The following is an 18,206-nucleotide window of genomic DNA, read 5'->3' as shown; positions in this document are numbered from 1 at the left end:
TTACGCCCTCTCCCCATTAATTGATACCGGCGGGAAGGGGTAGCGTTCGCCCCGTTCAACCCAGTCCATAAAGTCGGCGCGCGCGCCGGGAAAATTAATCAGCGTCCAGCCGACCATGCCTTTATTACCGCCATGGATCGGGTCGCTGAAGAAGCCTTCTCGGGTGTTCTGCAGCAGATAGGTGAAGAACAGCGAGGCCGGAAGCTGTTTGAACTCGGCTTTGCCGGATTCCCACAGGCCGAGCGCCTCGTCCTGTTGCTCGTTGCTCAGTTCAGCGAAGGTCTTGTGATACTTGTCCTGACACCAGGCCTCGGCGTCAGCGATCCCGAGGTTATAGATCTGTTTGGGCACCAGCGGCAGCTGATAGCCCATCTCTTTCGGCACGTCGGGGTTGAAGGGCCCCTGCATATACCAGATGGAGCCGGTGGCGTAAGGGGTATTGAGCTGGCGGTCGATAAACTCCGGCACGCCGGCCTCTTTGGCGCCGGGGCCAAGTTCATCCGCTGGGATCAGGCGCGCGACGGCGGCGTTGATAAACGCCCACTCACGATCGTTGAAGAACTGCGGCTTCCAGTCGCTGACCGCCGCCGTGTTCCCGGAGGCTGGCTCTGAAGCGGGGGCCGCCTGCGCGGTCGCGCTGGTGGCCACGCCAATGGCCCCTGCTCCCGCGCCGCCGATCACCACCGTCGGGATCAGCGCCATCGACTTCACCAGGAAATCACGCCTGGAATTGTTAGTTTTCTCGCTCGACATCATCACATTCCTGTCATTGAAAATTACTGTTTTTGTCGCTGACAAAACCAGTGAATGTCGTGCTGGAACCGATACCATTGCGCTTTTAAACCGCTTAGCGTCTGGCCCGGCCCGGCAAGTCGGATAAAACATCGCCAGAGGCGATATCATTTATAGGGTTATCGTTTGGATAGTAGACGATTCTCAACGAAACGCGGGAAATCGGAGAGAAATTCACCGGAATGTCATCGTGAGAAGGGTGCTGCCATAACCTTGAGGCGGTAAACCGGCGGCGTTCACACCGCGCTGAGCTTACCCATGCGCCAAAAAAGAGTGACTTGTATCACAAATGTTATTTTTTGTTTATGGTACATGGCAGATTAAACGTCTGTAAATACTCGTATTAGGAATAATTAAACATTTTGAGCTGTTAAAAAAGTTAATAACCGTTGTTAACTATTTTGCATCTATTTCCCGGCTAACGCGTTCGGCTGGCGATATCCCGTCCACAGGAGAAGAGAAGATATGTTCGATCATGTGAAATTCGGCGTCAGTGATTATGCCGCGAGCAAAGCGTTCTTTTTACAAGCCCTTGCCCCGCTTGGCGTAACGCTGGTCGGCGAAGGCGAGCCGACCTACGGCGCAGAGCTGGCCGGCAGCGGCGATGTCTCTTTGTGTCTCTATCAAAGTGCGGACAAACCGGCGCCGCTGCATATCGCCTTTCGCGCCGACAGCCGCGAACAGGTCGACGCCTTCTGGCAGGCGGCGCTGGCCGCCGGAGGAAAGGACAACGGCGCACCGGGGTTACGGCCAAACTACCACGCCAGTTACTACGCCGCCTTTGTGATTGCGCCAGACGGGCACAATATTGAAGCCGTGTGCCATCTGGCGTCTTAACCAGCGGTTACCGCTGCGGAAAAACCCACACATCCTCCGCCGGGAGCGTCAGATGACAGTGTTCGGCATCGCGCAGCGCCGTTCCGTAGGCGCGCAGCGGGAAGTCGTCGCCTTCGGTGCGGAACAGGTACTCCCAGCGGTCGCCGAGGTACATGCTGGTCAGCAGCGGTAGCTGGAGACTGTTATCCTGCGCCGCGCCGTCCAGACGCAGGCGCTCGACGCGGATCACCGCCGTCGCCGGCTCGCCGACGCTAACCCCCTCGCCCGCTCGCCCCCACAGGCTCCAGCTGGCGCCTTCGATCCGCGCCCTGCCGTTCTCCAGCGCCATTACCTTGCCGTGCAGGCGGTTATTGCTGCCCATAAACTCGGCGGCGAACAGCGTCGCCGGGCTGCCGTACATCTCCTGCGGCGTCCCCTGCTGCTCGATGACGCCATTGTTCAGCAGCAGAATACGATCCGAGATGGCCATCGCCTCATTCTGATCGTGGGTGACCATCAGCGCCGACAGGCCCAGCTTGACGATCAGCTCGCGCAGAAACACCCGCGCCTCTTCGCGCAGCTTGGCGTCAAGGTTGGAGAGCGGCTCATCCAGCAGGATCACCGGCGGGTTGTAGACCAACGCCCGGCCGATGGCCACCCGCTGCTGCTGGCCGCCGGAGAGCTGGTGCGGATGGCGGTTGCCAAGGTGCCCGAGCCCCAGCTGATCCAGCACGCGCTGCACCCGCTCTTTTATCTCCCCGGCGGCCACTTTACGCAGCTTCAGCGGATAGGCCACGTTGTCGAACACCGTTTTGTGCGGCCACAGGGCATAGGACTGGAACACCAGCCCGAGGTTACGCTCTTCGGCCGGGATTTCGCTGCGCGGCGTGCCGTCGTACACCGTGCGGTTGCCGATGGCGATCCGTCCGCTCGTCGGCTTCTCCAGCCCGGCCACCGCCCGCAGCAGCGTGGTTTTGCCGCTTCCCGACGGCCCCAGCAGCGACACCACCTCTCCCCGGCCGAGCGTCATCGACACCCCTTTCAGCACCGGGTTGTCGCCATAGGTGAGATGCAGATTTTCTACCGATAACTCAATCATGTAATTTCACTCCAAAGCGCAGGGCGATGCCAAGGCCAATCACCACCAGCAGAATATTGATAAAGGAGAGCGCCGCGACGATATCGATGGCCCCCGCCGCCCACAGCGACACCAGCATCGAGCCGATGGTTTCGGTACCCGGCGACAGCAGATAGACGCCAGTGGAATATTCGCGCTCAAAGATCAGGAACATCAGCAGCCAGGAGCCAATCAGCCCATAGCGCGACAGCGGGACGGTGACGTGGCGGGTGATCTGCCCCCGTGAGGCGCCGGTGCTGCGCGCCGCCTCCTCCAGCTCCGGGCCCACCTGCAGCAGCGTCGAGGAGATGAGCCGCAGGCCATAAGCCATCCATACCACGGTGTAGGCCAGCCAGACGCTGAAGATGGTGTTGCGCAGCGCGCGCAGCTGCACGATAAGGTGCTCCCGCAGCCAGTCGGCCACCGGCAGCGCCGAGAGCCAGCCGTGCTTCAGCGACTGATCGAGCCACATCGGCACAAACAGGAACACCCACAGGAAGGCCAGACCGGCCAGCAGCCCCGGCACCGCGCGCGGGACCAGCACGCTGTAGTCGAGAAAGCGGGTGACGTTGTCCGCTTTGCGGTGCATGGCGATACCGACAAACAGATAGCAGATCACCGCCAGCGCGCCGCCGACGATGCCGATAGCCATCGAGTTGACGATCGCCCGCAGCAGGTTGGGCTGCTGCCAGATATTGTGGAACGTCGCCAGCGACAGCTCATCCCACAGCGACACCCCGACGCCCCAGTTGGAGATAAAGGCGCGCAGCGCCACGCCGAGCAGCGGCACGCCGATGGTCACCGTCAGCCAGGCCACCACCACCGCCCCGGCCACCCAGCGCCATTTGCCCAGCGGCAGCGCCCGCGCCTGCGACGCCTTGCCCTTCATGGTGACAAAGCGGTTGGCGGTGCGCATCAGCCGCCGCTGGAGCATCACCAGCGGGATGGTGATGCAGATCAGCACCACCGCCACCGCCGCCATCAGATGGTAGGAGGGGGTGCCGAGCTTGTTGGTCAGCTTGTAGAGATAGGTCGCCAGCACCATGTTGCCCTCGGGGTCGCCCAGCACCAGCATCAGACCGAAGACTTCCAGACCGAGGAAAAAGAGCAGCACGCAGGCGTAAAGAATGGACGGCCGCACCATCGGCAGACTCACCGAGGTCATCACCTGCAGCGGCGTGGCGCCGACGGTGCGCGCCGCCTCTTCCACGTCCGAGCCGACGCTGCGCAGCGCCGAGGAGATATAGAGATAGGCGTGCGGCACGTGGGTTAAGCCGGCGATGACCACAATACTGAACATCGAGTAGATATTCCACGGCACAAAGCCGATCAGCTGCTGCGCCCACTGGGAAAAGAAGCCTACCGGCCCGGCGGCCACCACGTAGCCAAAGCCCAGCACCATCGGCGAGACGAAGATCGGCACCAGGATCAGCGGCTCAATGAAACGCCGGCCGGGTAAATCGGTGCGTACCATCAGAAAGGCCAAAATACCGCCCAGCGGAATGGCGATAATCACCAGGCCAAAGGCCAGAATAAAGCCTGACCTTAACGCCAGATAAAAATCCGGGTCGGTAAAAATAAAGGCGAACGCTTCCAGGCTCCAGGATTTGGAGCGGGAAAAGAACGGCGCGGAGAGAAAACTCTGCACCACAATAAATAACAGCGGGACATAAATCACCAGCGCCGTGATGCACACCACCACGCCGCGCGGCAGCCCCTGCCACTTTCTGCGTAATACATTCATGGTTCATCCCTTTGGTCAGGTGAATAAACCCGCCGGGTGTGAATAAGGGGCATCGGCGATGCCCCGGGGGAGGATTATTTCGCGGCGGCGCTGCGCCATTGTTTAATAAACTGCAGACGTTTTTGCGGCTGTAAATAATCCAGCAGCGTTTCGTTGACCGGGATCGGTTTTAACGCTTTGCCCAGCAGCGCGGTCATGCCGTCGATATCATTTTTGCCTTCAATATCGCGACGAATAGAGGGAATATCCGCCTGGCTGGCGAGGATCTGCTGGCCTTTTTCAGACAGGACATAGTCCAGCCACAATTTTGCCGCATTGGGATGTTCGCTCTCCTGGCTAATAAACGAGACGCGGGAGAGCACCAGCACGTAATCTTTCGGATAGGCAATGCCTAAAGAGGGATCGTTTTTCGCCCGCGCTTCCGCATAGGAGCCAAGGATGTTATAGCCGATCAGGTTTTCGCCAGAGGAGACGCGCTCCATCATCGTTCCGGTGGAAGACTGCACCGTCAGGCCGCCTTTGGCGATATTCGCCAGGTCGGTAAAATAGTTCGCGTCGGCCTGGCTGTCCTGCACCGCCAGCATAAAGCCGAGGCCCGATTTTTCGATATCGTAGGTGGTGACTTTGCCTTTAAATTTATCGGCCTGGCTGGCGATCAATTTTGCCAGCGCGGTATGCGAATCCGGAACCTCATTCTGCGGGATCAGCCGTTTGTTATAGATAAATACCACCGGCTCGTAGGTGGTGCCATAGGCTTTCTGCTGCCACACCGCCCAGTCGGGCAATTGCTTCACCTCCGGCGAGGCATATTGTTCCGCGTATTCGGTGGCTAATTTCAGCGCCGTATCCATCGATGAGCTCCACACCACGTCCCCGCTGCCGCCCCCGGCGGCCTGCTCGCTGATATAGCGGTTATACAGCTCGGTGCTGTTCATGTCGTTATATTCGACTTTGACGCCCGGATATTGCGCTTCGAATCCTTTAATTAACGGCCCGGCGGCTTTGGTATCGGTTGTGGAATAGATCACCACCTTGCCCTCTTTGACGGCGGCATCAACCGTTTTTTGATAATCCGCCGGATAGCCCGCAGGCACCTCCGCCCAGGCGGCACAGGCGAAAACGGCCGTCAGTGAAACCACTAAACCACTTATTTTCTTATACATGATACCAACCTTTAATCATCAATTAATAAACACAAATTTAACATATAGTGGTATCAGCTGCCCTTGCAACGCCGGGGCTGGCTTTTTTCTGGCTTTTGTGACAGTGGCAGAATTTAAAAATGTGGTGTTTATGACGTTAATTAAAACGCGATCGCGGACCGGTTTTTTATCGTCTGGCGTATAACGCAGACGCTGGCGCAGTAGCGTGACGCCCGGAGCCCCCGCCCTTGACCTTCTGCGCCGGGCGGCGCAGCATAAAACGGCAAACATAACAAAATAACAACAGACTACAGGAGAGAATCAGTGCCAACAGGACACCGCTTTCTGGCGACGGATCTGCATCAGTTTGTCGTCTCACTGTTTACCCATCTCGGCAGCCGCTCAGAAGAAGCGACGCTGGTCGCCGACCACCTGATCGCCGCCAACCTGGCCGGGCATGACTCCCATGGCGTCGGGATGATCCCAAGCTATGTGAAATCCCATGCCGGCGGTTTTCTGCAGCTCAACCGCCACGCCACGGTCACCAAAGATGCCGGCGCCGTGGTCACCCTCGACGGCAACGCCGGCTTCGGCCAGGTAGTCGCCCACGAAGCGATGCAGTTAGGTATCGAAAAGGCGAAGCAGCACGGCATGGCGGCTATCGCCCTGCGCAATGCGCATCACGTCGGGCGCATCGGCTACTGGGCCGAGCAGTGCGCCGCCGCCGGACTGATCTCCATTCACTTCGTCAGCGTAATCGGCGACCCGATGGTCGCTCCGTTCCGCGGAAAAGACAGTCGCTTCGGCACCAACCCCCTGTGCGTGGCGTTTCCGCGAGAGGGCCATCCGCCGCTGCTGCTGGACTACGCCACCAGCGCCATCGCCTTTGGAAAAACCCGCGTCGCCTGGCACAAAGGGGAAGCCGTGGCCCCCGGCTGCCTGATCGACGCCGAGGGGTTGCCCACCACCGACCCGGCGGTGATGCAAACCTCGCCGCTGGGCGCCCTGCTCACCTTCGCCCAGCACAAAGGCTATGCGCTGGCGACGCTGTGTGAAGTGCTCGGCGGCGCGCTCTCCGGGGGGCAAACCACCCATCAGGAAAGCCTGCAGACCAGCGTCGACGCCATCTTTAACTGCATGACCACCGTGATCCTGCGCCCGGACGCGTTCGATGCCCCGGACAGCCAGGCGCAGACGGAGGCCTTTATCGCATGGTGTAAACAGTCGCCGCACGATCCCGATGCCCCGGTGCTGGCCCCCGGCGAATGGGAAGCCGCCAACCGCGAAGCGCGCCTGGCCGAGGGGATCCCGCTGGATGCGGGCAGCTGGCAGGCAATCTGCGCCGCCGCACGCGACGTCGGCCTGAGCGAGTCGCATATCACCCGCTGCCGCCCTCTCGCGTAGCGGCGTTTTCCCCCGCAGAGCGTCTGACGTCGGCGCTCTGCGTCATCGTCATTAGTGACGAGGTCACGCTCCCGTCATCATCCATCTGAAGTTTTTCATTATAAATCAACACATTAAAATCTGGCGCGAGACCTGCATAGCGCAGCGGGCCTGCGTCCGCATCACCACCAGGCGATACCGCGATCGTTGCCCGTCGGGCCCGGCGCGACAGCGATCCTCTGTTCACTGTTAACAGGTCTGTTACTGATGAAAAAAATCACGAGCGTGTGCCCCTACTGCGGGGCGGGTTGCAAACTTAAACTGGTTGTCGACAACAATAAAATCATTCGCGCGGAAGCCGCCGACGGCGTCACCAACCAGAACCAGCTGTGCCTGAAAGGCTATTACGGCTGGGATTTTCTGAACGACACGCAGCTCCTGACGCCCCGTCTTAAACAACCAATGATCCGCTACCAGAAAGGCGGCGCCTTTACGCCGGTCAGCTGGCAGGAGGCGATTCGCTATACCGCCAGCAAGCTCAGGGAGATCAAAGAGAAGCATGGCCCGCGCGCCATCATGACCACCGGCTCCTCGCGCGGCACCGGCAACGAAACCAACTATGTGATGCAAAAGTTCGCTCGCGCGGTGCTGAACACCAATAACGTCGACTGCTGCGCCCGCGTCTGCCACGGCCCTTCCGTCGCCGGGCTACAGCAGGCGCTGGGCAACGGGGCGATGAGCAACTCGATAAGCGACATCGAAAACTCGAAGTGCCTGCTGGTCTTTGGCTACAACTGCGCCGACTCCCATCCCATCGTCGCCCGCCGGGTGATCAAAGCCCGGGAAAACGGCGCTAAGATCATCGTCTGCGATCCGCGACGCATTGAAACCGCACGCATAGCCGACCGTCATCTGCAGCTCAACAACGGCAGCAATATGGCGCTGGTGAACGCCTTCGGCTATGTGCTGCTGGAGGAGGAGCTGTACAACAAAGCCTATGTCGAACGCTACACCGAAGGGCTGGACGCCTACCGCGAGGCGGTGAAGGATTACGCCCCGGAAGCAGTGGAAGAGATTGTCGGGGTCAGCGCGCAGGCAATTCGCGAGGCGATGCGCATGTTTGCCGCCGCCCCTTCCGCCACCATTATGTGGGGCATGGGGGTCACCCAGTTTGGCCAGGCGGTGGACGTGGTGCGCGGCCTGGCAAGCCTGGCGCTGCTCACCGGCAACCTGGGGCGGGCGAACGTCGGCGTGGGCCCGGTTCGTGGACAAAACAATGTGCAGGGCGCCTGCGATATGGGCGTGCTGCCGAACCTGTTCCCCGGCTATCAGGAGGTCAACGATCCCGCCGTGCGGGCCAAATTCGCCGCAGCCTGGGGGATCGACCCGGCGCAAATGGATGACCAGGTCGGCACCCGCATCACCGAAGTGCCGCATAAAGCGCTGACCGGCGAGATCAAAGCCTACTACATCATGGGCGAAGATCCGCTGCAGACCGAAGCCGACCTCGGCCTGGTGCGCAAAGGCATCGAGGCGCTGGACTTCGTGGTGGTGCAGGATATCTTCATGACCAAAACGGCGGAGATTGCCGATGTCCTGCTGCCGGCCACCTCCTGGGGCGAGCACGGTGGCGTCTTCACCTGCGCCGACCGCGGGTTTCAGCGGTTTGAACAGGCAATCCCTCCGGCGGGGAATGTGAAGCGCGACTGGGAGATCATCAGTCTGCTGGCCAGCGAAATGGGCTATCCGATGCACTATGAGAACAACCAGCAGATCTGGGACGAGATGCGCGAGCTCTGCCCGCTTTTCTACGGCGTGACCTGGGAGAAAATGGGCGATATGGGCCATGTTCAGTGGCCGTGCCCGACCCTCGACCACCCCGGCACGCCGTGGCTGTATAAAGACAACCGCTTCGACACCCCATCGGGTAAAGGGCAGCTGTTCGCCACCGCCTGGCGCGCGCCGGCGGAGCGTCCGGATGATGAATGGCCGCTGGTGCTCTGCACGGTGCGGGAGGTGGGGCACTACTCCTGCCGCTCGATGACCGGCAACTGCGCCGCGCTGCAGTCGCTGGCCGACGAGCCGGGACGGGTGCAGATGAATCCGGTGGATGCGCAACGGCTGGGGATCGCTGACAAACAGCTGGTGTGGGTTAGCTCCCGACGCGGGAAAGTCATCACCCGCGCCGACCTCAGCGATCGCATCAACCCGGGCGCGGTCTATATGACCTATCAGTGGTGGGTGGGCGCCTGCAATGAGCTGACTCAGGATAACCTCGATCCGATCTCCAAAACGCCGGAAACCAAATACTGTGCGGTGAAAGTGGAAGCGATAGCCGACCAGCAGTGGGCGGAGCGCTATGCCTGGACGGCCTACAGCGACATGAAGGCGCGACTGAAAGCCGCCGCCGACGTGTGACCTCAGGGAGCGCGCGCGCTCCCTGCTGCCGCTGCCGGTGGGTTACGCCGCCGGCAGCTGTTTCTCCACCAGCGCCACCCACATCGCCACCCCGTGGCTAATCAGCGCATCGTTAAAGTCATAGCTGGCGTTATGCAGCGGCTTCGACGGCGTTTCGCCATCGGTGCCGATCCAGAAATAGGCCCCCGGACAGGCCTCCAGCATGCAGGCGAAATCCTCAGAGGCCATCGACGGCGCCTGGTTCCAGCGCACCGCCTCCGCGCCAAGGGTGGCGACCGCCACCTCGCGCAGCAGCTGCGCCTGCGGCGCATGGTTTTTGGTCACCGGATACCCCGGAAACCAGCTAATCTCGCCCTGCACATCGGACACCTGTGGCTGGGTCGCCACATAGCTTTCGATAAGCTCCCGCACGCGGGCGCGAACGCGATTGCTCAGGCAGCGGAAGGTGCCGCGCAGCACCACGGTGTCCGGCAGGACGTTGATCGCCTCGCCGCCGTTTATCTGGGTGATGCTGACCACCGCCGAATCCTGTGGCGACAGGCGGCGGGAAGGAATGGTCTGCAGCGCCATAATCAGCTGCGCCGCAGCGACGATCGGATCGGCCCCGCTCTCCGGCATCGCCGCATGGCAGCTTTTGCCGCGCAGGGTGATCTCGAAGGCGTCGAGGGAGGCCATCATCGCGCCATCGCTGAGCGCCACTTCGCCAAGCGGGATCCCCGGCCAGTTATGTAGCGCGTAAATCGCATCCATCGGGAAGCGTTCGAATAATCCCTCCTCCACCATTTTGCGCGCGCCGCCGAGGTTCTCTTCCGCTGGCTGGAAAACAAAGTGGACGGTGCCGCTGAACTGACGGGTCTGCGCCAGATGGGCGGCGGCCGCCAGCAGCATCGCGGTGTGGCCATCGTGGCCGCAGGCGTGCATGACCCCGGCGCGGCGCGAACGGTAGCTGACGCTCCCCAGCTCGGTGATCGGCAGGGCGTCCATATCGGCGCGCAGGCCGATGACCGGCCCGGGGCCGTTTTCCAGCGTCGCCACGACGCCGGTGCCGGCCAGCCCGCGCTGAACCTGCAGGCCAAACGAGGCCAGCAGCTCGGCGACGCGGCGCGAGGTCTCCTGCTCCTGATATCCGAGCTCAGGCGCGGCGTGAAACTCACGTCGCCAGCCTGTGGCTTCGGCGATCAGTGACGGCGATACGGCCATGTATTACTCCTTTCCTGCATAGCGTAATGCTGAATAATTTGGTCATGCGTTGCGTTTTTACCCGTCGCTCACCGGCGTCGGGTCGCTGCCGCTCCCTCCGTTATATCCTGTCGTTAACACGCTGACAACGTCACGAAATGCGGCGGCGGCGCGGCGTACAGGCCTGCCGTCGCCCGGCGGTCCTTTTTTGGTAGTGATTTCAACGGTGACAACGGCCAGGCGATTAATTATTATGCAGCTCAGGACGGCAATTTGCCGAAGGATCCACTACTGACCTCTCCGTCATCGGAAATAAAATGTTTAACCCAGACCAGAATCGTCTTGCTCCCACGCTGGCGATGATCATGGCCGCGTCGCTCGTGGGATTTATCACCGGCTATACGGTGCCGTTAATCAGTCTTGAGCTGGCGCAGCAGCAGATCGCGCCGCTGTATGTCGGCCTGCTGGCCGCCCTGCCGCCCGCCGGCATGATGATCTCCTCTTTCCTCTCTCCTGCGCTGTGCCGGCGCGTTGAGATGGGCGTGCTGCTGAGCGGCAGTTTGATCCTGCTGGCGCTGGCGACCATCGCCTCATGCATGACCACCGATATGACGCTGCTTCTGCTGCCGCGCCTGTTGACCGGCCTGGCCTCCGGGGTCATTATCGTCCTCGGTGAAAGCTGGATCACCGGCGGCGCGGCAGGCAGCCAGCGCGCCACCCTCACCGGTATCTACGCCTCGGCCTTTACCGGCTGCCAGCTGGCCGGGCCGCTGCTGATCTCCGTCGGCCCCACCTGGCAGGCCTCGGCGCTGATGGCGATCGTCGCGGTCACCGCCGTCTGCCTGCTGATGCTGCGCCATCTGCCCACCGGCACCCGCGAAAGCCTTGGGGAGCGCGCCAGCTGGCGCAGCCTCGGCGCCTTCCTGCCGGTACTGGCCTCCGGAGTCTTCTGCTTCGCTTTCTTCGACGCCAGCATCCTCGCCCTGCTGCCACTGTACGGTATGGATAAAGGGCTTAATGAAGGAATGGCGGTGCTGCTGGTGACCGTGGTACTTACCGGGGATGCGATGTTCCAGACCCCGCTCGGCTGGCTGGCCGACCGTGTCGGCATTCGCCGCGTGCATCTGGCCTGCGCGGTGGTTTTCAGCCTGTCGCTGCTGGCCCTGCCGCTGATGCTCGGTTCGCGCATTCAGCTGATGGCCATTTGCCTGCTGCTGGGCGCCGCGGCGGGGGCGCTTTATACCCTGTCGCTGGTGCGAGCGGGGAAAACCTTCAGCGGACAGAAGCTGATTATGATTAACGCCCTGTTCGGCTTTTTCTGGTCCGCCGGCAGCGTCGCCGGGCCGGTAGTCAGCGGCATGCTGATCGGCATCACCGGCTACGATGGCCTGATCGCCACCCTGGTGGCCAGCGGCGTGCTGTTCCTGCTGATTCAGTGTCTGTGCAAAAACGAGAAAACCCTGCTCGCCAGCGAGCAGGAAGACGACATGGACGAAGCGACGGAGTCCGCGCAGTAGTCCTGACGGGCTGGCCTGGCGCCAGCCCTTTTTTTATGGCCCTTACCTGAGGGTATCCTGTTCCTGCTGGCTCACTGCTATAACCATTGCCGGCCCCCTGCCGAGAGGAAATTCCATGGAAAGCATGACGTTACATCGTGGCAGATTGATCGATCATATCCTGCTGGTGGTCGAAGACTTTGAGGCAAGCAAAGACTTCTATACTGCCGTACTGTCGGCGCTGGAGATCCCGGTTATTACCACCGCTAATGACTACTTGCTGGCCGACGAACTGGTGGTGGCCTCACGCCACAGCCCGGAGGCTGCCGGGAAACTGACAGGACGCCACCACCTGGCGTTCCAGGCCAGAGATCGTGACAGGGTGGACGCTTTTTACCATGCGGCGCTGACCCATGGCGGCCGCGATAACGGCGCGCCTGGCGAACGACACTATCATCCTGGTTACTATGCCGCTTTTGTGCTGGATCCGCAGGGGAATAATATTGAGGCGGTCTACCATGGCGAGGCTGAGCGCAGCGCCGGGTCTGTTGCGATCAGCTTCACGCAGTAAGCGGGCGAAAGTCACATTTTCTTACCTACGCGATTCCCATAATAAATGTGGGTGTTATCATTTCCTTAATGAATAATTCATACCCATAGCTGAGGCGTCGATGCTGGAAAACCTAATCATCTGATAATCAGACTTCCGACCATGACTGGCCGGACTGATTATCACTGCGCTGAAATCGAATGCGGACACTGGCGAATGTTCGCCTATTTTGCCCATGATGATACAGGTTTCCCGGTATGAATGTTTTCCCTCAGGAGCAAGCGACTTTATTCATTCTCGTCCCCTGCGGACAAACGCTCCACATCCACGCGATGGCAGCGAGCCCCCTCCCTCGCATAAGAAACGTCACCCCCAGCCAGTTCACCCGGTGCGTTATCCCTCTGCCATGCTCGATCACTCCCTCTGCATGCCGTTGCGTTGCCGTACCCAATGACCGTCGCCAGGCGAATTTTATCTTTCGGTTTGTCATTCCCCGGCCAGCCTGTGACGACAGCCGCAAGGGATCCACATCAACCAGGCCCCGATACCAGGGAAACCGTCACCGACCAGGGAGTCTTCGCGTATGAAATTAGCGTTGGAACCGCATATCCGTTTTAGCAGAATCTTGTTGTTTCCGCTGGCGATGGTTATCTATGATTTTTCTGCTTATCTGACTACCGATCTCATTCAACCTGGTATTATCCACATCATCCGGGAATTTGAGGCTGATGTTGCGTTAGCCCCGGCTTCTGTCAGTCTCTATTTAGCCGGGGGGCTGGCATTACAGTGGCTGCTGGGGCCGCTCTCCGACCGCATCGGTCGCCGCCCCGTACTACTGACCGGAGCCATCATCTTTGCTTTGGCCTGCTTCAGCATGATCTTTGTCACTTCGATTGATCAATATCTTATCGCCCGCTTTATCCAGGGAACCAGTATCTGCTTCATTTCGACAGTCGGCTATGTCTCCATCCAGGAGGCTTTTGATGAAAAAGAGTCTATCCGCATTATGGCGGCGCTGACATCCATCGTTTTGCTGGCGCCGGTAATCGGGCCCCTGGCGGGCGCTGGCCTGATGAATTTCCTGCACTGGAAGTTATTGTTTGCGATCATCGGCGCAATGAGCTTACTGGCCTGGGCGTTACTGATTTTTAACATGCCAGAGACGGTCACCCCTCAGGGCCGGGGGTTTCGTCCGGAAGAGGTATTTTCCGATTTTGTCCGCGCCTTTAAACAGCCGGTAGTGCTGATTGGCGCGCTGGCGTTGTCATTCAGTAACCTGCCGATAATCACCTGGGTAGCACTCTCTCCGGTGATCCTGATCGATGACGGCGGGATGTCGCGCGGCGCCTATGCCTGGACCCAGGTGCCTGTCTTTAGCGGCGTTATTATTGCCAGTATCATCGTGGCCCGTTTTATCAAGGATCCGACTTCTCCCCGCTTTATCTGGCGCACTATCCCGATACAGCTGACCGGGTTGTTGGTATTACTGGTGGGAAATATTGCGTGGCCCCATACCTGGTGGTGGTCCGTTTCAGGGACAAGTCTCTATGCCCTCGGAACAGGCCTGTTGTTCCCCGTATTATTCCGTTTTGCGCTTTTTTCCCACTCCCTGCCGAAAGGGACGGTTTCAGCCACCATCAACATTGTGGCGCTCAGTTTTATGGCAGCCTCGGTGGAAGTAGCGCGCTGGGTTTACTTCCATGCTGGCGGCAGAATACCTTTTCACTGCCTGGCGCTGATAGCGGGAATCGTCGTCATCATGCTGGTCTCGCGCTTGTTAAAACTCCGTCAACAACATCTCCTTCAGCCAGCCTGAAGGTTTACACCTTTTTGCCCACAACAGGAGAACACTATGTTTTCATACATGATGCTGGGAACGAACGATCTACCACTCGCCATCGAGTTCTATGACCCGTTAATGGCATTGCTGGGGCACCCCAAAGCCGGCCGTAACGAACAGGGGGCGTCCTGGGGCACCTTCAACGGCAACCACACCTGTGGGCTGTGCGTGGGCGTTCCTTTTGACCAGCAGCCTGCCGGGGTGGGCAATGGAACGATGGTGGCGCTTAACGCCCGCTCCGTCGAACATATTGCGGAACTGCATGCCCTCGCCCTGCAACTCGGCGGACGTGACGAAGGCGCTCCCGGTCACCGCCCACAATATGGCAACGGCTTTCACAGCGCCTACGTCCGCGATCCCGACGGCAATAAACTGGCGTTTGTTTATTATGCGTCGGCAGCTTGAATGGCTGCTGAGGAAGTGCCTTTTTCAGGCAGTAATGCGTCATTCAGGACGGCCGACTTCGCCGTCCTGATTTCATTGAGAATAACGAAAAACCGCGGTTAAAGCGCTACGACTTCTCTCCCCGACGAGTTATCTACCGCGAAGTGATAACGTAATCCGGCGTCGCGCATACAGCGTTTCCGCCGCCAGCTGAAAATGATATTCCATCGCCTTCAGCTTTTTCGTCTTGAGCTGTTTTAGTGGAATACCCTCGATATGCCCTGTCGCGACCAACCACCGGATTTCAGCCGTACTCAGCTTGAGCTGTTTTTTCAGTATTGATAGCAGGCTGATGCGAAATGGCCGACTGACTCTGACGCGCACCGTTATCCGCGGGCACGCCATCAGCGTCACCGACCATTGCTCATGAATACGAAAATCAGGTTGCCCCGACGGCTCGGCGCGGTTGCGCTTCAGCGTCGCGAGGTCAGCGGCATAATAGTGAACCATAGCTGCATCGTTCTGCATCAAGCGCTGAAGCAGTTTACGGTTTATCTTGCTGACGTGCAGCCTGGAAAACAGGGCGATATTCCACGTGTAATCGCAGTGCGTGCATTTATAGATGCTCCAGATATCCAGCAGCTTCTTTTGCGAATTCACCCGGATGGCGCCGGAAGGTGCGAAGTCGCGTTTTACATTGCAGGCGGGGCAGCGTTTGGCAATGTGCTGATACCCCACGGGCGTGACCGTCCATGTAACTGTCATAACGTACCTTTTTTAACCCATACGAAACCGCGTCCGTCATTAACGGACCATGATTTTTGGCGTATGAAAAATAGTTAGTCGCTATTTTTCAGTGGGTTAAAAAAAGATTTCCAACGTTATATTCCTGGAGAAGCCCAAAGCGATACCCGGAGATTAACAAAGGGGTTATCGCGGGATATATGAGTTCAGTCAATGTTTATACTGATGATGAAAAACATCATCAATATATTTGACAACACTCAGCGGGCTGGCCTGGCGCCAGCCCGCCCGGTTTACAGCACCTTGCTGAGGAACGCGGCGGTGCGTGGGTTGCTCGGTGCGCTAAAGATCTGCCCCGGCTTGCCCTCTTCCTGAATCACGCCCTGGTCGATGAAGATCACCCGGTCGGCCACTTCGCGGGCAAAGCCCATTTCGTGGGTCACGATCACCATGGTCATCCCCTCGCTGGCGAGGTTTTTCATTACCTCCAGCACGTCGCCCACCAGCTCCGGATCCAGCGCCGAAGTGGGCTCATCAAACAGCATAATCGACGGCTTCATCGCCAGCGCGCGGGCGATGGCTACCCGCTGCTGCTGGCCGCCGGACAGGCTCGAGGGCCAGGCGTCGCGCTTATCGCTTAAGCCCACCTTCGCCAGCAAGGCTTCCGCCAGGTCGACCGCCTGCTGGCGCGGCATATTGCGCAGATTCATCGGCGCCATAATCAGGTTTTCCAGCACCGTCATATGCGGGAACAGGTTAAAGCGCTGGAACACCATGCCAACGCTTTCGCGCATCTTGTTGAGGTCGGTAGTGCGGTCGTGAGCGGCAAAGCCGTTGACCACCACCTCGCCTTCGCTGACCGTCTCAAGGGCGTTCATACAGCGCAGGAAGGTACTTTTCCCCGAGCCGGACGGGCCGATGATGCACACCACTTCCTGCGGTTTAATATCGCAGCTGATGCCGCGCAGCACGTGGCTGTCGCCGAAGCGCTTATGTAAATTATTAATGTGAATCACTTTTGCCAAACCTCTTTTCCAGACGGTTAACCAGCTGCGCCAGCAGGAAGGTGATCACCCAGTAGACCAGGGAGATGGTCAGGTAGGGTTCCCAGTAGGTGGCGTAGGCGCCGGAGACGGTACGCGCGGCGTAGGCCAGATCGGCCAGGCCAATCGCCGAGGCCAGCGACGAGTCTTTAACAATGGCGATGGCGTTGTTGCCCAGCGGTGGCAGAATGCGGCGAAACGCCTGGGGCAGGATAACCTTGCGCATGGTTTTCCACCACGGCATGCCCAGCGCGCGGGAGGCCTCCATCTGCCCTTTGTCGATCGACTGGATGCCGGCGCGGAAAATCTCCGACACATAGGCCCCGGCGTTAAGGGTGATCGCCACGATGCAGGAGAGGAACGCCCCGTAGCTGGCACGCAGCTCGCGGGCAAAGTCGGCGCTCATCAGGCCGCTGGTCACCAGCAGGCCGTCGCGCGGGTTGATAAATAGCGGCACCAGCGCAAAGTGCACCACCATGATCTGCACGAACAGCGGCGTACCGCGGAAGGCGCTAACGTAAAAGCGCACCGGAAACTGCACCAGGTAGCGGAGAATATATTTCCACGGCCCGTGCTCGGCCTTCGCCATCCGTCCGAGACCGAGGGTTAACCCCCACAGCGTCCCGAGGATCACGCAGATAATGGTACATTTAATCGTCATCAGGGCGCCGTCCACAAACAGCGGGCCGTACTCCTCGATGATCTCCCAACGGAATCCCGTCATAGTCCTTCCCTAAAAAATACGGCTATCGCCTGGGCGATAGCCGTGGTCACTGAAAAAGGTGGCTTATTGCGCTGGCAGCGTCGGCACGTTGTCGTCGAACCAGGTTTTATAGATTTTGGCGTAAGTCCCGTCGGCAACGATCTTCTGCAGACCGGCGTTGATTTTGCCCAGCAGTTCGCTGTTGCCTTTCGCCACCGCGATACCGAAATACTGACGTTCAAATTTGGCATCCGGCACCAGCTTGAACTGCTTCTCCGGGTGCTGTTTGATGTAGTACTTCACCACCCCGACGTCACCCACCGCGGCGCTGACGCCGTCCTCGAACAGCTCCTGGAGCATCAGCGGGGTATTGTCGAAGCGCTTGATCGCCGTGCTGTTCTTGCCCAGCACCTCAGAAACCACGATATCGCCGGTGCTGGAGTTCACCACCCCGACCTTCTCGTTTTTCAGGGCCGCCAGCGAATCCACCTTCGAGTCCTGGGCGACGACGATCGACTGCTCGGCCGGGAAGTACGGCGCGGAGAAATCGACCATCTGTTTGCGTTTATCGGTGATGGTGATCCCGGAGATGATGATGTCGCGGTCGCCGGTGTTCAGCGTGGCGAAGATGCCTTCCCATGGGGTATTGACCAGCTTGACGTCAAAGCCTTCAGCTTTGGCGATGGCTTTAATGATGTCGATGTCGAAACCTTCCAGCTGTTTCTGGCTGTTTTCAAATTCAAACGGCCGGTAGGTGCCGCCGGAGCCGACGGTATAGGTTTCCGCAGCCGCCTGTCCGGCTGCCGTCAGCGCGGCCATCATGAAACACGCTTTGAGCAAATTCTTGACCATGAG

Annotated in this window: 16 protein-coding genes; 7 read left to right on the top strand and 9 right to left on the bottom strand. The window is 59.5% G+C overall.

The window, feature by feature from the left end; translation table 11 throughout:
* Positions 1–756, bottom strand: a complete 756-nt coding sequence (locus ABLV64_RS07385; protein WP_164877815.1) for a gluconate 2-dehydrogenase subunit 3 family protein — start codon at positions 754–756, stop codon at positions 1–3.
* A 501-nt stretch (positions 757–1,257) separates the two neighbouring features.
* On the opposite strand from ABLV64_RS07385, the gene ABLV64_RS07380 reads away from it, so the two are divergent.
* Entirely contained in the window at positions 1,258–1,629 is a 372-nt protein-coding gene (locus ABLV64_RS07380; RefSeq protein ID WP_004203014.1) for a VOC family protein, read from the top strand.
* 7 nt (positions 1,630–1,636) lie between these two features.
* Here the strand turns inward: ABLV64_RS07380 and ABLV64_RS07375 are convergent, their stop codons facing one another.
* The 3 genes from ABLV64_RS07375 to ABLV64_RS07365 all read right to left on the bottom strand — a co-directional run bounded on the left by ABLV64_RS07375 (position 1,637) and on the right by ABLV64_RS07365 (position 5,632).
* Positions 1,637–2,707, bottom strand: coding sequence for an ABC transporter ATP-binding protein (locus tag ABLV64_RS07375; RefSeq protein ID WP_049115564.1), 1,071 nt, complete (start codon positions 2,705–2,707; stop codon positions 1,637–1,639).
* A complete protein-coding gene (locus tag ABLV64_RS07370) occupies positions 2,700–4,469 on the bottom strand; it encodes an iron ABC transporter permease (protein WP_023318500.1) in 1,770 nt (589 codons plus the stop codon). Before ABLV64_RS07370 ends, ABLV64_RS07375 begins: the two co-directional genes overlap by 8 nt.
* Before the next feature lie 74 nt (positions 4,470–4,543).
* Entirely contained in the window at positions 4,544–5,632 is a 1,089-nt protein-coding gene (locus ABLV64_RS07365) for an ABC transporter substrate-binding protein (RefSeq protein WP_004203017.1), read from the bottom strand.
* 303 nt (positions 5,633–5,935) lie between these two features.
* Between ABLV64_RS07365 and ABLV64_RS07360 the strand changes: the two genes are divergently transcribed.
* Entirely contained in the window at positions 5,936–7,015 is a 1,080-nt protein-coding gene (locus ABLV64_RS07360; RefSeq protein ID WP_348843215.1) for a malate/lactate/ureidoglycolate dehydrogenase, read from the top strand.
* Between the two features lie 246 nt (positions 7,016–7,261).
* Entirely contained in the window at positions 7,262–9,412 is a 2,151-nt protein-coding gene (gene fdhF, locus ABLV64_RS07355; protein ID WP_085846053.1) for a formate dehydrogenase subunit alpha, read from the top strand.
* Positions 9,413–9,454: 42 nt separating this feature from the next.
* Here fdhF and ABLV64_RS07350 read toward each other — a convergent pair whose 3' ends face one another.
* Positions 9,455–10,612: a M20 aminoacylase family protein gene (locus ABLV64_RS07350; RefSeq protein WP_348843213.1), complete on the bottom strand. Its 1,158-nt coding sequence runs from the start codon at positions 10,610–10,612 to the stop codon at positions 9,455–9,457.
* A gap of 296 nt (positions 10,613–10,908) precedes the next feature.
* Here ABLV64_RS07350 and ABLV64_RS07345 point away from each other — a divergent pair, with 296 nt between their 5' ends.
* From ABLV64_RS07345 to ABLV64_RS07330, 4 genes are all read left to right on the top strand, one after another.
* Positions 10,909–12,108, top strand: coding sequence for an MFS transporter (locus ABLV64_RS07345; protein ID WP_316937544.1), 1,200 nt, complete (start codon positions 10,909–10,911; stop codon positions 12,106–12,108).
* Between the two features lie 115 nt (positions 12,109–12,223).
* Positions 12,224–12,658: a VOC family protein gene (locus tag ABLV64_RS07340; protein WP_017899595.1), complete on the top strand. Its 435-nt coding sequence runs from the start codon at positions 12,224–12,226 to the stop codon at positions 12,656–12,658.
* A gap of 562 nt (positions 12,659–13,220) precedes the next feature.
* Positions 13,221–14,453 (top strand): multidrug efflux MFS transporter MdtM, encoded by a 1,233-nt coding sequence (locus tag ABLV64_RS07335; protein WP_065904627.1) that lies wholly within the window; start codon positions 13,221–13,223, stop codon positions 14,451–14,453.
* 36 nt (positions 14,454–14,489) lie between these two features.
* Entirely contained in the window at positions 14,490–14,882 is a 393-nt protein-coding gene (locus ABLV64_RS07330; RefSeq protein ID WP_348843212.1) for a VOC family protein, read from the top strand.
* Positions 14,883–15,011: 129 nt separating this feature from the next.
* On the opposite strand, the gene ABLV64_RS07325 is transcribed toward ABLV64_RS07330, so the two are convergent.
* The 4 genes from ABLV64_RS07325 to ABLV64_RS07310 form a co-directional block, all read right to left on the bottom strand.
* Positions 15,012–15,599 (bottom strand): DUF1062 domain-containing protein, encoded by a 588-nt coding sequence (locus ABLV64_RS07325; RefSeq protein WP_025999180.1) that lies wholly within the window; start codon positions 15,597–15,599, stop codon positions 15,012–15,014.
* Between the two features lie 299 nt (positions 15,600–15,898).
* Positions 15,899–16,621, bottom strand: coding sequence for an amino acid ABC transporter ATP-binding protein (locus tag ABLV64_RS07320; protein ID WP_002908374.1), 723 nt, complete (start codon positions 16,619–16,621; stop codon positions 15,899–15,901).
* Positions 16,608–17,372 carry an amino acid ABC transporter permease gene (locus ABLV64_RS07315; protein ID WP_004151161.1) on the bottom strand — a complete coding sequence of 255 codons (765 nt, stop codon included), beginning with the start codon at positions 17,370–17,372 and terminating at the stop codon, positions 16,608–16,610. Before ABLV64_RS07315 ends, ABLV64_RS07320 begins: the two co-directional genes overlap by 14 nt.
* 63 nt (positions 17,373–17,435) lie before the next feature.
* Positions 17,436–18,203 (bottom strand): basic amino acid ABC transporter substrate-binding protein, encoded by a 768-nt coding sequence (locus ABLV64_RS07310; protein ID WP_004203029.1) that lies wholly within the window; start codon positions 18,201–18,203, stop codon positions 17,436–17,438.
* Between the last annotated feature and the right edge of the window lie 3 nt (positions 18,204–18,206).

Source organism: Klebsiella sp. JB_Kp031, from assembly GCF_040064295.1.
GTDB lineage: Bacteria > Pseudomonadota > Gammaproteobacteria > Enterobacterales > Enterobacteriaceae > Klebsiella > Klebsiella quasipneumoniae.
This window is presented reverse-complemented; position numbering and strand designations above follow the sequence as displayed.

What these genes read in the sequence shown, in the direction of transcription:
- ABLV64_RS07385 (WP_164877815.1), bottom strand. Translation starts at nt 756, where the DNA reads ATGATGTCGAGCGAGAAAACTAACAATTCCAGGCGTGATTTCCTGGTG.
- ABLV64_RS07380 (WP_004203014.1), top strand. Translation starts at nt 1,258, where the DNA reads ATGTTCGATCATGTGAAATTCGGCGTCAGTGATTATGCCGCGAGCAAA.
- ABLV64_RS07375 (WP_049115564.1), bottom strand. Translation starts at nt 2,707, where the DNA reads ATGATTGAGTTATCGGTAGAAAATCTGCATCTCACCTATGGCGACAAC.
- ABLV64_RS07370 (WP_023318500.1), bottom strand. Translation starts at nt 4,469, where the DNA reads ATGAATGTATTACGCAGAAAGTGGCAGGGGCTGCCGCGCGGCGTGGTG.
- ABLV64_RS07365 (WP_004203017.1), bottom strand. Translation starts at nt 5,632, where the DNA reads ATGTATAAGAAAATAAGTGGTTTAGTGGTTTCACTGACGGCCGTTTTC.
- fdhF (WP_085846053.1), top strand. Translation starts at nt 7,262, where the DNA reads ATGAAAAAAATCACGAGCGTGTGCCCCTACTGCGGGGCGGGTTGCAAA.
- ABLV64_RS07350 (WP_348843213.1), bottom strand. Translation starts at nt 10,612, where the DNA reads ATGGCCGTATCGCCGTCACTGATCGCCGAAGCCACAGGCTGGCGACGT.
- ABLV64_RS07345 (WP_316937544.1), top strand. Translation starts at nt 10,909, where the DNA reads ATGTTTAACCCAGACCAGAATCGTCTTGCTCCCACGCTGGCGATGATC.
- ABLV64_RS07340 (WP_017899595.1), top strand. Translation starts at nt 12,224, where the DNA reads ATGGAAAGCATGACGTTACATCGTGGCAGATTGATCGATCATATCCTG.
- ABLV64_RS07335 (WP_065904627.1), top strand. Translation starts at nt 13,221, where the DNA reads ATGAAATTAGCGTTGGAACCGCATATCCGTTTTAGCAGAATCTTGTTG.
- ABLV64_RS07330 (WP_348843212.1), top strand. Translation starts at nt 14,490, where the DNA reads ATGTTTTCATACATGATGCTGGGAACGAACGATCTACCACTCGCCATC.
- ABLV64_RS07315 (WP_004151161.1), bottom strand. Translation starts at nt 17,372, where the DNA reads ATGACGGGATTCCGTTGGGAGATCATCGAGGAGTACGGCCCGCTGTTT.
- ABLV64_RS07310 (WP_004203029.1), bottom strand. Translation starts at nt 18,203, where the DNA reads ATGGTCAAGAATTTGCTCAAAGCGTGTTTCATGATGGCCGCGCTGACG.